The 15,443-nt window shown below is 48.2% G+C and carries 12 protein-coding genes and 1 other RNA gene; 10 read left to right on the top strand and 3 right to left on the bottom strand.

Annotation, left to right across the window (positions count from 1 at the left end):
* Positions 1-171: 171 nt before the first annotated feature.
* The 3 genes from T433_RS15245 to ssrA form a co-directional block, all read right to left on the bottom strand.
* Complete coding sequence (locus T433_RS15245) at positions 172-609, bottom strand: GxxExxY protein (RefSeq protein WP_052357091.1); 438 nt, start codon at positions 607-609, stop codon at positions 172-174.
* 1,089 nt (positions 610-1,698) lie between these two features.
* On the bottom strand, positions 1,699-2,697 hold the full coding sequence (locus tag T433_RS0110995; protein WP_081778469.1) for a FimB/Mfa2 family fimbrial subunit: 999 nt from the start codon (positions 2,695-2,697) through the stop codon (positions 1,699-1,701).
* Positions 2,698-2,866: 169 nt separating this feature from the next.
* Positions 2,867-3,269: a transfer-messenger RNA gene (gene ssrA / locus T433_RS16275) on the bottom strand.
* Between the two features lie 116 nt (positions 3,270-3,385).
* Here ssrA and T433_RS0110990 point away from each other — a divergent pair.
* The 10 genes from T433_RS0110990 to T433_RS0110945 all read left to right on the top strand — a co-directional run bounded on the left by T433_RS0110990 (position 3,386) and on the right by T433_RS0110945 (position 15,219).
* Positions 3,386-5,923 carry an SLBB domain-containing protein gene (locus T433_RS0110990; protein WP_027455836.1) on the top strand — a complete coding sequence of 846 codons (2,538 nt, stop codon included), beginning with the start codon at positions 3,386-3,388 and terminating at the stop codon, positions 5,921-5,923.
* Between the two features lie 19 nt (positions 5,924-5,942).
* On the top strand, positions 5,943-6,995 hold the full coding sequence (locus tag T433_RS0110985) for a hypothetical protein (RefSeq protein ID WP_027455835.1): 1,053 nt from the start codon (positions 5,943-5,945) through the stop codon (positions 6,993-6,995).
* A gap of 78 nt (positions 6,996-7,073) precedes the next feature.
* Complete coding sequence (locus T433_RS0110980; RefSeq protein WP_248616518.1) at positions 7,074-8,345, top strand: flippase; 1,272 nt, start codon at positions 7,074-7,076, stop codon at positions 8,343-8,345.
* 24 nt (positions 8,346-8,369) lie between these two features.
* Positions 8,370-9,620: a hypothetical protein gene (locus tag T433_RS0110975; protein WP_155808485.1), complete on the top strand. Its 1,251-nt coding sequence runs from the start codon at positions 8,370-8,372 to the stop codon at positions 9,618-9,620.
* A gap of 3 nt (positions 9,621-9,623) precedes the next feature.
* The gene (locus T433_RS15240; RefSeq protein ID WP_052357090.1) at positions 9,624-10,541 is read left to right on the top strand and encodes a glycosyltransferase family 2 protein; all 918 of its coding nucleotides are present in this window, start codon (positions 9,624-9,626) and stop codon (positions 10,539-10,541) included.
* Positions 10,538-11,725, top strand: a complete 1,188-nt coding sequence (locus T433_RS0110965) for a glycosyltransferase (RefSeq protein ID WP_081778468.1) — start codon at positions 10,538-10,540, stop codon at positions 11,723-11,725. The genes T433_RS15240 and T433_RS0110965 overlap by 4 nt, the downstream gene beginning before the upstream one ends.
* Positions 11,722-12,546 carry a glycosyltransferase family 2 protein gene (locus T433_RS0110960; RefSeq protein ID WP_081778467.1) on the top strand — a complete coding sequence of 275 codons (825 nt, stop codon included), beginning with the start codon at positions 11,722-11,724 and terminating at the stop codon, positions 12,544-12,546. Before T433_RS0110965 ends, T433_RS0110960 begins: the two co-directional genes overlap by 4 nt.
* A 5-nt stretch (positions 12,547-12,551) precedes the next feature.
* A complete protein-coding gene (locus tag T433_RS0110955; protein WP_027455830.1) occupies positions 12,552-13,352 on the top strand; it encodes a glycosyltransferase family 2 protein in 801 nt (266 codons plus the stop codon).
* Positions 13,353-13,710: 358 nt separating this feature from the next.
* Positions 13,711-14,532, top strand: coding sequence for a glycosyltransferase family 2 protein (locus T433_RS15235; protein WP_044109740.1), 822 nt, complete (start codon positions 13,711-13,713; stop codon positions 14,530-14,532).
* Between the two features lie 57 nt (positions 14,533-14,589).
* Entirely contained in the window at positions 14,590-15,219 is a 630-nt protein-coding gene (locus tag T433_RS0110945; protein WP_027451005.1) for a sugar transferase, read from the top strand.
* Positions 15,220-15,443: the final 224 nt, after the last annotated feature.

The following is a 15,443-nucleotide window of genomic DNA, read 5'->3' as shown; positions in this document are numbered from 1 at the left end:
AGCCGGCAGGCGGTTTGGGGGTAATGCGGCGGCGAAGGCAAGCTTGCTTGACTTCGATGAAGCATTGACAACAAACGGATGGGACGAAGGACCAGCAACAACAGAAGCGGGTCTTCTCGGTTTTGGTTTAAAAGAAGAAGCGCACAATCAACATGTATCATGCAAGTTAATCTAAAATGCAGAGATTGTCTTGCTTTTAACGTCGTAATAATATTTCTCACATTGATCTTTTACTGGCGCAAAGTTATAAAGAATGCCTATGGGTTTGTTGGCCAACCTCATGTAGTTCCATAGTTGTTGACGTTGCTCACTTCCTATATCAGCCACGGCTTTGCATTCTACTACCACATTATCTTTGCATAAGAAATCCATATAGTGTTTGTGGGCCAAAGGCCTTTCATGGTACAACACTTGAAAATAGCACTCTTTGATATATGGTATTTGTCTTTCCTCAAAAGCGATTTTCAAAGCTTCCTGATAAACATATTCATTTAACCAAGGGCCTAATTCTTTATGAACATCAATGCAACAACCAACGATGTCAAAAACATGAGATTTCAGTTGTGCGATGTTTTCTGGGCTTATGTTTGATTTGGTTATGACCATCATTTTTCTCTTTTGTTTAGGAAACGTAGAACTGCTTATATTATTGTGGCTACTTGCTATGTTTTGGAGTTCGCTTGTTTTATTTGTGTTTATTGAACCAAAACCAGGAAATCCCCTTTCTGAGACCTTTCATGTTTTCAGCTTGTTTTATTGAACAAAAACCGAGAAGACCCCTTTCTGAGCCAGAAATCTCTGTCGAGATTTTCATGGTGTCAGTGGTAATCCTTCTTGTGAACAAGTTCACATCAGGCTTCCCACTGACACCATGACCCCTTTGGGGCTTCTGTCTCACAAAGGAAAAACCACGGACCTTCGGTCCTGAAAACCGAACCCTACCCCGGCCCTCCCAAGGGAGGGAGATATTCTCGATTGGATTCCTGTTTCTAGTTTCTTCATAGTATTAAATTAATTTGGTTAATTATTTGTGAGCCGCCTGTCGGCGGGAAATTTTCCAGAATTGAAAACAAAATTTTTCATTTTTATTTTTTTCTCGCCTGACACAAGCCGAAGGGATAAAAGATCCTGTTTAATTTTGAATCAGATTTTGAAAAATTTCCCTGCGCAGCAGGCTAAAACTTCCGCGATTGAGGCCGCCTACGTCGGGAAGGTATAGCTCGACGGCCGACAGGGGAAGTCAAATTTTTCAACCTGTGCAGTTGTTTCCTTAGCTTGAACCTTGCGCAGCCCCTCCCCTCCCATGTAGGGGAGGGGTCGCGGGTGGGGTCAGTGTTGTTCTAACTGCAAATGGAGATACAGACCCCACCCCTGCCCTCCAGAAGGAACCCCACCCCGACCCTCCCAAGGGAGGGTGTAATTTTGTCCTTTCCAATCTGGATTCTAATCCCTTACTCCACAGTATATATTTACATGGCCGTAGGCGGTTTTCTTGGTTTTTCGCTTCTGTTGTTGTAGCCGGCAGGCGGTTTGGGGGTAATGTGGCGGCGAAGGCAAGCTTGCTTGGCTTTGATGAAGCATTGACAACAAACGGATGGGACGAAGGACCAGCAACAACAGAAGCGGGTCTTCTCGGTTTTGGTTTAAAAGAAGAAGCGCATCATAACACCTCCCCTCGTGGAAGACGGGAGGGGGGGGCTAATAAGTTAGGTGGGTGACTTGGTGCCAGACGGTGTCGACGACCATGACGAAGGAGGTGCTGTCGGATGGGGTCTCGATGGGATCTTCGCCGGGGTGGTCGTCACCTCCGTTGGGGGTCTCTTCAGTGAAGAAGTTACCACTGAGCTCTACCATCTCCTGGCGGTGGATGGCTACCGTGAAGTCGGTCTGGCGGCCGTTGACACGTGTAGTGCCATTCTTCTTTACACCAAAGACGGTGAAGTTCAGTTCACCCTCCTCGCTTTTCAGCATCGTGTAGATATCGAAGACGTAAGGAGGTTTAGCGTTGTGGTCAACGGTGAACTCCATATACTGCTGGGAGTTCTTACAGCCATAGCCGGTCTCAGCATTGAGCGTACCGCTACCACCAGTATATTGGAAGAGCATCGTGTTCACCGACGCTGGTATCTCGTCCTCGATGATAAAGCGCACGCACGAAGAGACACGCGCAAGTTGGAGTGTGTATTGCTTAGGCTCGCTGGTCACCGTCACATCTCCATAATAACAGAAGGTGTCCGAAAAGCCATCCTTATTAGCGAAATAGATCTCGTTGGCATGTGCCAACGTGGGGTTAGCCTTCGCACTGTGTGCCAGCGCCATGACCTGATACTCGCCCGGTTCGAGATAGACGGAGAGGTTGCCATAGTCTCCGCTAGAGGGATGCTGAGTAAAGGCGCTCACCTTACTACCTTCTTGATAGATAACAAAGTTGATGGTTCCGAAATAGTCACAGACCGTCTGACCAGCACGTGTGTCATCAAAGGCGATATGCAGGACGAGGTTGCCATTAGGATCTTGACCGGCACCGACTTCGTCGTAGATTGGTTTTTCGCAGGATGAAGCAAGTAACACAAGCAAGAGGAGATGCGCCTTTGGCGCAAGGTGAGAGATGGTGCGGCAGAGCCGCAAGATGAGAGATGAGTGCGCCTTTGGCGCAAGATGAGAGATGAGAAGTGAGAAGTGAGAAGTTAGAGGCATGGTAGTTTATTGGTTTTGGTTTATTGTGGAGTTGGATGGCGCGTGCGCCTTCGCCGCTTGGCTCGTCCAAGAACCTGAAACTTGACGCTCGGCTACGCCGCTTGGCTATGCCAAGAACATGAAACCTGGAACATGGAACTTGGAACATGAACCCAGTTTCTTGAACCGCTAGTGGAGCTGGAGGGAGTCGAACCCTCGTCCGCACAAGGAAACCATACGCTTTCTACACGCTTATCTTGGCCTTCATTTTCGAGCTATGACAAGACCCAAGCCACCAATCATAGCCTTATCTCCTAAATTTTCATCTGACAGTCGGAGCGCCCGCCAGACTATTTCCGATTTAACCTGCGCCGCTAATTCTTTGGATTCGGAACCAGATCCTCGGAGCGACGTCTCGTTCCTCTACCTTGTAAAGGAATAAAGCCAGTAATCTACTATACTTCGATTAGGCAGCGAGAGCATACTCATTGTTGCCAATTAAATTTCCTACAGAAGAGATTATGGAGCCTCCCGTAGTCCAGCTCCGCGTGCTTACGTACCATCTCATCTTGCCGTCAAATCCAGTCAACCCCAAGTAGAAATGCGTAATTTCGTTGCAAAATTACATATTTTTCCTTAATCTGCAATATTTTACGAAAAAAAAGCACTAACTTTGCACGAAATTCGTAAAAACCACGTTAAGATAAATATGAAAAAGACCATATTACTATTAACACTCGCCTTGCTGACGTTGGGTTTGAGTGCACAGACCAGCAGCAAGAGCATGACCGACGAAGAGGTGCTTGCCTTTGTGATTAAAGAGCGCCAAGCCGGTACCGAGCAAACCAAGATTGTGACCAAGCTGATACAGAACGGTGTGGATATCGCTCAGATTCGTCGTGTCAAGGAGAAATACCAAGGTAATGGTGGTTCGGCAGGCAACGTCGTAGGAAGCATCAACGTGGATCGCTCACGCATGAACAACGGCACAGGTAAGACTGGCAGCAAGAAGACCGACAGCAACTTAAACCTGCCCGAAGGCATGACATCCGACCAAGTGACGATGGTAGGCTCCTCCGGTTTGGATATGGTTTCGCCCATGAGCATGTTTGACATGAGCATGTATGGTAACATGCTTGACGACTTCGAGCCCGACTCACTTGCCATGCTGCGCGTCATGCTTCAAGCGCAGAACGAGAAAAAAGTGTTTGGTCGCGACATCTTCAACAACGAAGAGATGACCTTTGAACCCAATATGAACATCGCCACGCCCAAAGATTATCGCTTAGGGCCTGGCGATGCTGTGTTTATTGAGGTTTATGGTGCTTCACAGCGCACGATAGAAGGTACCGTATCGCCCGACGGAGAGATCACCATCGAGGGCTACGGTCCTATACAATTGAACGGTCTGACCGTCAGTCAGGCCAACGCCAAGTTGCGCAGTACTCTGGGACAGCGCTATGCCAGCAGTCGCATCAACCTGACCGTAGGACAGACACGCACCATCATGGTCAACGTGATGGGCGAGGTCAACTTCCCTGGCACCTACACGCTGAGCGCCTTTGCCTCGGTCTTCCACGCCCTGTATATGGCAGGTGGTGTGAACGATATCGGTACGCTGCGCGACATCAAGGTGTATCGCAATAATCGCTTGGTTTCTACCATCGACATCTACGACTATATCCTGAACGGACAACTGAAAGGCAACGTGCTGTTGGCCGACAACGACGTGATTACCGTGGGTGCCTACGACTGTCTGGTAGATATCAAAGGAAAGGTGAAGCGCCCCATGTACTATGAGATGAAGAAGAGTGAGAGCCTGAACACCCTGATCAACTATGCAGGCGGATTCACTGGCGATGCCTACACGAAATATGTGAAAGTATATCGTAAACAGGGCAAGGAACTCTCTATCTACAACGTAGAAGAGTTTGACCGCAACGCATTCCTGATGTCGGACGCCGACTCCGTCATCGTGGATCAAGTGCTGCCCCGCTTCTCTAACATGGTAGAGTTGCGCGGAGCCGCGTTCCGCCCCGGACAGTATCAGGTGGGTGGAAATATCAACAGCGTGAAGACCCTGCTCGAGGCAGCAGAAGGTCTGCGCGAAGAAGCCTTCACCGCTCATGCCATCCTGCACCGCATGAAAGAAGACCGTTCGCTGGAGGTCATCCAGGTGGATGTGGACGGCATCATGAACAACACCGTCGCAGACATCGCCCTGAAACCCAACGACGTGCTGTTCATCCCCACCAAGCAAGACATGGTACAGAACCGCGTGGTGACCATCTCGGGCGAGGTCTATCGCCAGGGCACCTATAAATATGCTGACAACATGACCCTTGAAGACCTGGTGCTTCAGGCTGGCGGTCTGAAAGAGACAGCCTCGATGGTCAAGGTTGACGTATCACGACAGATTATCGACACCAAGGCGACGACCTCAGACAGCACCATCGCCCAGACATTCACCTTTGCACTGAAAGACGGCTTCGTGGTGGATGGCGAACCAGGATTTATTCTGCGCCCCCACGATCGCGTGTTCGTAAGGCGCAGCCCCGTAGCCTCAGGATTGCAGAACGTAACTGTAGAGGGAGAGGTTGCCTTTGCCGGCATCTATACCCTCCCCATGCGCAAGACCCGCCTGAGCGACATCATCAAGGCTGCCGGAGGTGCGAACGACCGTGCCTACATCAAGGGTGCACGACTGGAAAGACGCATGACCCCAGAAGAGCGTCTGCGCATGGAAGCCGCCATCACCGCCCTCTCGAAACAGAGTCAGGTGTTCAGCGACACGGTGTCAGCCCGTAAGGCTCTGGACACCGCCACCTCCTACTACGTAGGACTGGAGCTAGAGAAAGCCCTCGAGAACCCCGGTGGCGAGCACGACCTGCTGTTGCGCAATGGCGACAAGATTATCGTGCCACAGTACACCGAGACCGTGAAGATCAACGGTGAGGTGATGTATCCCAACACCGTGGGCTACGTGAAAGGCAAGAATGCCAAATACTATATCAAACAAGCCGGCGGCTATGGCCAGCGCGCCAAGAAGCGCCACACCATCATCATCTATATGAATGGTAAGGTGGCCAAGGCTAAGAGCGGTGCCAAGGTACTGCCCGGTTCAGAGATTGTAGTGCCCAGCAAGCCTAAGAAAGACCCCGCAGCCCTGAGCCAGTGGTTCAGCATCGGTACCTCGATGGCCTCTATCGGCACCATGGTAGCCACCATTGCTAACTTGTTGAAATAATCATTAAGCATCATACACTATGGCTGAGAATAAAGAACTAGAAGTCATCAATATACGTCAAATATTGAAGGTACTATGGAAAGGCAGAAAGACCTTCTATAAGACGCTGCCTGCCGTCTTCCTCATATCATGCATCTATATCGTCTTTGTGCCACGCTACTACACCTGCAGTGTGATGCTTGCACCAGAAACGGAAGCCCCCAACACAAGTGGCATGCTAGGTTCCCTAGCCTCATCATTTGGCTTTGACATAGGCTCATTAGCCAACCAAGATGCAATATCTCCCATCCTATATCCCGACCTGATGGAGTCCAACGATTTTGTAGTTAGTTTGTTCCCCATACAAGTCACCACCGAAGACGGAGAGCTGACCACCAGCTATTATGACTACATCTCGAACCACCAAAAGGCATCGCCCTGGAGTATGCCCTTGATATGGACGAAGAACCTCATCAACAGCATGTTTGAAGACAAGGAAGAAGGGGGAGAAGAAAAGATTAATCCTTTCAGACTGACACGCCAGCAAGAAAAGATTGCGAAGGCCATGAGAAGTAATATCACCTGTAGTGTAGATAAAAAGACAGACGTTATTACCATCATGGTGAACGATCAAGACCCCCTCATCTGTGCCACCTTGGCCGACTCTGTTCGTACGCGTCTGCAAGACTTCATAACCGACTATCGTACCAACAAAGCCCGCATAGACCTGGAATACTACAAGCGGCTAACAGCAGAAGCCAAGGCTGACTACGAAAAGGTGCGCAGACAATATGTGAGCATGTCTGATGCCAACAACGACATCATCCTCAAGAGCGTACAGTCGAAGATAGCAGACATGGAGAACGACATGCAACTGAAGTACAACACCTATAACGTGCTGAACACCCAGTTGCAAGCAGCACGTGCCAAAGTGCAAGAGCGCACGCCAGCCTTCACCGTATTGCAAGGAGCCACCGTTCCCCTCAAGGCCACAGGTCCCAAGCGCATGTTGTTCGTCATAGGTATGGTATTACTGACCTTTGTCGGCACATCCATCTATCTGTCTAGGAAAACAATCCATCTAAAATTCTAAATCGCCTTGATTTCTTTCCAATCACTGTTGCTAAACCATTTTCACATTTCCAAGACAAAAGAAGTCATCGTACAGAATTTGTTCTGGGCAATACTTGGCAAGACAGTCAGCCTGGTAGGTAGTTTGCTGGTTGGCATCATCGTTGCCCGCTATTTAGGTCCAACGCAATATGGGCTGATGAGTTACGTGATCAGCTACGTATTCCTGTTTCAGGTTTTTGCCCTGTTCGGCCTCGATGCCATTGAGATGCGAGAGGAATCGCGCAACGAACGTCCAAAAGAGGTGATTATCGGTACCGCTTTCGGGCTAAAGGTGCTTTTCGGTTTTATCTTCATGGCGATATCTATCATGACCTCTTGGTTCATGGAAGCCGACCACCACACCACCCTGCTGGTGGCCATTTATTCCCTATCCATTGTCTTCAATGCCTTTGTAGTAATCCGCAACCACTTTACCGCCATCGTACAGAACAAGGCCGCTATCAAGGCAGAGATTAGCAGAACGCTACTTAGTCTGGCCATCAAGACCGTTCTGCTCCTGATGAATGCCCCGCTGACATGGTTTGTATGTGCCTACATGCTGGACTTTGTCGTGCTAGCTATAGGCTATAGCATTGCCTACCGATCAAGGATTGGGAAGTTGGGCGACTGGCAGTTTGATGTTCATTGTGCGAAATACCTGTTGAAAGAGTCGTTCCCCCTGCTGCTCACCAATGCCGCTGTCATCATCTATCAGCGCATTGACCAGGTCATGATAGGACAGATGATAGACAGCGAAGCCGTGGGCTATTTTTCGGTAGCCTCCCGTTTTGTAGAAGTGCTGGTGTTTGTTCCCATGATATTGTCACAAACCATCACCCCCCTATTGGTCAGAGCCCGCGAGAAAAGTCAGGAAGAATACATAGAGAAAGCCAGGCAGTTTATGAACTTCTCCTTCTGGTTGTCGATGATGATATCCATCGTCTTCTCTTTGTCAGCCACCCTACTGATACGCTACACCTTTGGCGAAGTATATATGCCTGCCGCCATAGTGCTCCAGGTGATGGCATTCAAGACAGCCAGTGTTGCCCTGTCGAACACCGCCGGTGCGATGCTCGTCACCGAAGGCCTTCAGCGCTGGGCCATCATTCGCGACGGATTAGGTTGTGTGGCCTGCATCGGTTTGAACCTCTGGCTGTTGCCTAAGTATGGTATCATTGCCGCTGCATTTATAGCCATTGCCAGCAATGTGATAGCAGGCTATCTGGCTGACGCCCTGATTCCCGCCTACCGCCACCTGTTTGTGTGTCAGACCAAGACCCTGCTGGTAGGCTGGAAAGACCTGATACATATAAGAAGACTATTTAAATAAAAACAACTGATATAGATGGTATTTGTGCCGTTCATATTCTTTACGCTGCTGACAGCCTATTGGTGGAAGAAACATCAAGGGTTTGACGTCTGCGTGTATATGTCGGCCATGTACACCTTCACCTCGCTGCTCTGCGTGATATGCGTCACCCAAGACATGCTTGACGAAGGTGGTATCCTCTTTGACCGCTACGACTTGGAACTGTCGTTCATTCCCACCGTACTCTACTGTACATTTCTGTTTTTAGGCATGTTGCCCTTCTCTATGGTCTATAAGAACGATGTTAAAACCATCTCCACGCCCAACCCCGCCATCATTTCAGGTGTCAGTTGGTTTCTGATAGCCATTGCATTCCTCAACTTCTATCTGGTGGCCGACTCCACCATAGAGATTCTCTCAGGCGACCTCTCCACCATTCGTGGCAACCACTATGACGGCATTGAGTCGCCTGCCATGGTGAAGGCAGAGAGCATGCCCTTCATTCTCAGGTTCATGTACTATTTCAACATCTCGACCCTGTTGGCACTGCCTCTGTTCTTCTATTATATCTGCTTCGAGAAGAAGCCATGGTGGTTCAACACACTGCTGATGTTTGCCTCGCTAAGTATGCCACTGGCCGGTATTCAGAGTGCCGACCGCACAGAGATGGTGTTCTATGGCATCATGTTCATCCCGTGCGTCATTTTCTTCCATCGGTTCATGTCGCAAAAAGCCAAACGCGTGATGCGCTGGGCCATGTTGCCCGTAGCCATCGGCATGGTGACCTATGTCACCGCCGTGACCGTGTCGCGTTTTGGCAAGAACGACACCGGTGCCACCGGCAATATCGTGCAGTATGCCGGTCAGAACTATCTGAACTTCTGTTTCTTCTGGGAGAAAGCCCATTTCGACCAGGTGACAGCCGAGAGGGAATTGCCCATGACCTACCACTATGCCTTCCACATAGACAACGACGACTATCGCCGCAGCGCACGCTCGGGCAAGCAAGGATTCTTCATGAGTGTTTTCGCCAGTTATATTGGCGACATCATGCTCGACCTGTCACCCATCGGCATGATCATATGGTGTTTTCTTTTCTTTATGATCACCATGATAGTCATTAAGCGTCCCCATCGGGAAGAGTTGTCCGTAGGCGAGTATATGGCATTCTTTGCACTATCCGTGATTCCAATCTTCGGCATTTTCTACTACAGATACATGGCTTTTCCATACACATTTATGATGGCCATTGTAGCCCTTATGTACTTTACAGATAAATACAAAATAGAACTATAGCACATGAATATATTTGTTGTCATCGTAACATACAACGGCATGCAGCATGACTGGATAGACAAATGTCTGACAAGCATCAAGAACAGTAGCGTGCCCGCAACCGCAGTTGTTGTTGACAACTGTTCGAGTGATGACACAGTATCCTATATCGCCAAGCATCATCCAGAAGTGGTCTGTATGCCACAAGACAAGAATCTCGGCTTCGGACAGGCTAACAACAAAGGTATCGTCTATGCCATACAACAAAAGGCAGACTTTGTTATCCTGTTGAACCAAGACGCTACACTCCACCCATCTGCCATAGAAGAAATGGTAAGCGTCAGCGACGGCAAGTCGGTGCTATCGCCTCTGCATTTGAATGCCACCGGCGAGAAGCTCGATGAGATGTTTCGCATCTCCCTGAACCATGCCGATGGTCAACTGTTGAGCGACCTACTTATAGATAAGGGACTGAAAGAATACTACCAGGCTGGTGAGATATGCGCTGCCTGCTGGATGTTGCCCGTTAGCGTGATTCGAATGATAGGAGGCTTCAACCCCCTGTATTTCCACTATGGCGAAGACAACAACTACTATCAGCGCATGGTATATCATCATATCCCCATGTTGCTTGTACCAAAAGCGCGCATGTATCACGACAGATTATTTTATGGCAATCCGGTGGCCCATCAACACAAGCGTGTCCATCGCGACATGCTTAACATCGTGTGCGATATCAACCTGTCGTTTACCAAGCGACTGTTTGAAACAGCAAGAGCCATTGTGAGAGCCTATGCCTACGACATGCCCGCTAAAGCATATCGACCAGGTGGATTCTTAAAAGAGTTGCTGTGGTGTGTCGGCAACATGTCGCGTATAAGACGTTCCAGATCGAAAGAGAAAGAGACCGGACTGACGTGGTTACAAACTGATACCGAATGATGAGAGTTGCATACGTACTGTGTACCACAAAGGCGCTTACAGGTTCACACATAGCCTTTAAGAACATGCTGAAAGGATTGACACAAAGAGGTGTTGATCCAATCGTTGTTATCCCTCGCTATAAAGGCACACAAGAGTTGCTTGACGACCTTCAGCCTCTTCATCTTGAGACATTTGTGGTACCCTTTAGATTTAACATCTATCCCTACCTGCATACCAAGAAAGACTACCTGTTGTTTTTCCCCAAGCTCGTGGCCAGATACTTAGTCAACAAGTGGGGAGCGATGAGATTGGCAAGCTATCTAAAGAAGAAAAAAGTGGACCTCGTCCACACAAACGTCAGTGTGGTGAACATTGGCTACTCTGCAGCGAAAAAGCTGGGTATTCCCCACATCTACCACATCAGGGAATATGGCGATAGAATTGGTATGCACTATTTTCCATCGAAACAGTCATTCGTCAATGGCCTGCATGCGCCACTGTCACACAGCATCTGCATTACAAAAGACATACAGAATTATTTCCTTGGGTCTGATATCAGTTCTTCGAGGGTCATCTATGATGGCGTCTATCCCCAACAGGTCTGCATCCCTTCTGGCGAAAGAGAGCCCTTCATACTCTTTGTAGGGAGAGTGGAAGCCACCAAAGGCGTTGACCAACTGTTAGAGGCCTATGCCGACTATGTGCGACAAGAGCCTTCCCCACTCCCCCTTCATATTGTAGGCGACGCTCCGAAACCAGCTTTCCGAGAGAAGATGGAAACATTTGTAGCAGACAACAACCTGAGTGCGCTTGTACACTTTGAAGGACAGTCTGACGAGGTGACATGCTGGATGAGAAAAGCCAAGGTGCTCGTCATACCATCACCAGCAGAAGGTTTCGGATTCTGCATGCCAGAAGCCATGTTTAATGGTTGCCTGGTGATTGCCAGAGACACGGGAGGAACTAAAGAACAGTTAGACAACGGACTGCATTTGACAGGACAAGACATCGCTCTGCGTTATACAACCACGAAAGAGCTGACTGCCCTGTTGCAAGACGTTCACAGACATCCCATCGACTATTATAAAGCCTATACAGACAGAGCATTCAACACCGTGAATAGTCTGTACACCCAAGAACGATGCGCTGAGGAAGTCTTCAAGCTGTATCAGCAAATTATCAACGATTGCACGAACGCATGAAAGAAACGGCTATTCTCCTATGTACATATAATAGCAGCAGATTCCTTCAAGAACAAATGGACTCGTTGCTAAGACAGACATACCAAGACTGGAAGCTTTATGTCAGAGACGACCAGTCGGAGGATGACACCGTAGCCATCGTCCAAGGCTATGCCGCCAACGACCAACGTATCATTATGATGGATGATCACGAGAAACGCGGTGCAAAAAACGGCTTTATGTGGTTGCTGAGTCATGTAGAAGCCGACTATTATCTGTTTTGCGACCACGATGATATCTGGGAACCAACCAAGATAGCTGCATCTATAGCGCTGATGGAACAGATAGAGAGTGCGACACCAGCCATCGTTTGTTCTGACCTGACGATCATCGATGCTGCTAGTCACCCTACCGCTTCTTCTTTCTGGCAACAGAGGCACTTCTCGAAAGCTTTGCTCAACGACAAGTATTTTCATCTGGTGTATAACAATATCCCTGGTTGTTCGATGCTAATCAACAATGCAGCAAAGCAGTGCAGCCTGCCCTATTCACCTGACATAGAGATGCACGACGCGTGGATTGCCGCTTCGGTGCTATGGCACGATGGCCGCATCCTGACTGTTGATGAGCCTCAAATCCGCTATCGCATTCACGAAGGAAACACGGTTGGGGCCAAGAAAGTGCCAAGCATCACCTCTCAACTTTTTATTTTCAACAAGCTATTCGTTAAAACGAAACGCCAGTTCAGGAGTACACGATGCCTGCACAGTATGTCGTTCCTGACTTTCCTGACGATCAAGTTGAAATACATGTTGAGCATTCACCTCAACAATTTGAAATAATAAGCATGAAGAAAATTGCACTATACTGTGTCAACTATCACTCGTATGCGTCGCTGACGGCCTACCTCAGCTCCATTGATCAGGCTGCCAGCAAGGCTGCCAACGATGCTCATATTGATGTGTATGTAGCAGACAACACCGAACAGAACACACAAGATATTGACTATCAGTCTCAGCATATATCTATCCGTCTTTTTCCATACCATCAGAACCTTGGATACTTTGGAGCCATCAAAAAGATGATGGCGGAATCCATCGTCTCCAACTATGACTTTGTCATCATCAGCAACGTAGATTTAACGCTGCCAGAAGACTGTTTTCAAAAGTTATCAACAACCACTCTGAACGATGATATCGCATGGATTGCACCAAGCATCTATTCCGAAAAGCGACACTATGATCGCAATCCACAGGCGGTGAACAGATACCCATTGACCAAGTTGCGAATCCTACGCTTCGCATTCAAATATCCAGTCATTCATTATGTTTACACCAAGACTCTGCTGAAACGTAAACGACTTCAAAAAGAGCATCAGCCCGGAATCATTTATTCCGGACATGGCGCTTTCATCATCTTGACACATACCTTCTTTGAGAAATGCCCCACCATAGACTATCCGTTGTTTCTCTATGGCGAAGAGCTATACTTAGCAGAGACATGTAGAAAACTGCATCTAAAGGTGGTGTATCGGCCCGACATCAAAATCTTAGACCAAGAAAGCGTTTCAACAAGTAAGATGAGACGCAGATTGTACTACAGATACAATTATGAGGGGCTGGACTATCTCATCAAGACATTCTATTAGATAGGACCAAACAACCACTTTCGTGATTGAAAAGTGGCACTCTTATGATGCAAGAGTGCCACTTTTGACTTGCAATACTAACGCTTTTGGTCCGCATCTAGACCCTAGATTGGTCAGTTCTAGACCCTAGATGAGAGCATTCTAGACCCTAGATGCGAGCAATCTAGACCCTAGAATTGACCTTTCTAGACCCTAGAATAAAAACAAGAGTATAGCAATGGCATCAGAAGAGTGGCAGTTTGTAACTATAAATGAGTAGCTTTTATCTAACTATTGTGTAACTATTAAAGGGTAAAAGCTTTTGTATTACGAAAAAAAACAGTAACTTTGCAACCCGAAGTAACTAAACAAAGAAGTAATGAGCCAAGATCTTGTATCTGTCATCATGCCTACCTACAATTCGGGACAACACCTGAAGGCAAGCATTGACAGCATACTGAATCAGACATACCGCAACATCGAACTGCTGATCACGGATGATCACTCGGACGATGACAACACGCTGCAAATTCTGCACAGCTATGAGCAGAAAGACCAGCGCGTGAAGGTGTTGTTTCTGGACAGCAACCATGGTCCTGGCTATGCCCGCAACAAATCGATAGAGCGTGCAAAGGGGCGCTACATCGCTTTCTGCGACAGCGACGACCGCTGGATGGCAGAGAAGCTGGAGCAGCAAATTGCCTTTATGCAGAAGGAACAACTGGCACTGAGCTACACCTCGTTTGTGACCTGCGACGACAACAACTGCGAGCGCGGGGTGGTGATTGCACCGCGCGAGTTGACCTTCGGACAGCTGAAGCGCGACAACAAGATTGGTTGTCTGACGGCTGTTTACGACGTGGAGATGCTGGGCAAGAAATACTATATGCCTGCCATCCGCAAGCGTCAGGACTGGGGATTGTTTCTCACTATCATACGCGACTGCAAGAGGGCTGCTGGCATACAGGCACCGCTGGCCTACTACCGCATGCGCAAGGGGTCGGTGTCGCGCAACAAACTGGGACTAATCAAGTACAACATACTTATCTACCAGAAGGTGCTGGGGTTCAGCAAATGGAAGTCGGTGGTGTACTTCTACCTGCTGTTCATGCCCACCCACGTTGCCAAGGTGCTGAAAAGTAAGATAGACAGTCTAAGGTACTTGCGAAAAAAAGATGTAATATCTGCAGGGAATATATAATAATAGGTGCAATTGCACGTTACTATTATATAAATAAAGAGAAGACCACATCCATATATGACTAAACTTGAAAACGGATACGTGCTGGATGGCATGAACGAAATTGAGCGTAACATCAAACGCATCGTAGATTTCTTGATTGCCGCTGTTGCATTAATCATATTTTCCCCACTGTTTGTAATATGCTATTTCTTGGTGAAACGCGAGGATGGCGGTCCCGCCATCTTCAAGCAGGAGCGCATAGGACGCTTTGGTCGTCCGTTCAACATCTATAAGTTTCGCTCTATGCGCGTGGATGCTGAGAAAAACGGTCCGGCACTCTATCAGCACGAGAACGAGACACGCATGACGAAGATTGGAAAATTTCTGCGTGCTCACCACTTGGACGAGCTGCCACAGTTGTGGAACGTGTTCAAGGGTGACATGGCGTTTATTGGTCCGCGTCCGGAGCGTAAGTTCTATATCGACCAGATCGTAGAGCACGACCCGCGCTATTCTTACCTCTATCAGATTCGTCCGGGTGTCACGTCGTATGCCACGCTATATAATGGTTATACGGACACCATGGAGAAGATGTTACGCCGACTGGAGTTGGATCTATACTACCTGGAGCATCGCTCATGGTGGTTCGACTTCAAGATTCTGTTTAAGACGTTCATCAACATTGTCTTTGGAAAGAAGTTCTAAAGACATAATCGCTCGGCTATGCCGCTTTCATTAAGCGAAGCGACTGAAAGAACAAACGAACAGACTTTTTAAAAAGCGTTCCTAGTTCTTAAAAAAAACAGAGAAAACCCCTTTATGAGACAGAACGCCTCTTGCGAGGCTTTAACGCTGTTAGTGGAAAACTTGCTTGTGAGCAAGCTCACAGCCCGTCTTCCACTCACAGCGTTACCCCATTCTGGGGTTCT

Origin of the sequence: Xylanibacter brevis ATCC 19188, from assembly GCF_000621725.1 — a bacterium.
Taxonomy (GTDB): Bacteria; Bacteroidota; Bacteroidia; order Bacteroidales; family Bacteroidaceae; genus Prevotella; species Prevotella brevis.
The sequence above is the reverse complement of the archived record's forward strand: the minus strand, read 5'-3'. Positions and strand labels throughout refer to the sequence as shown.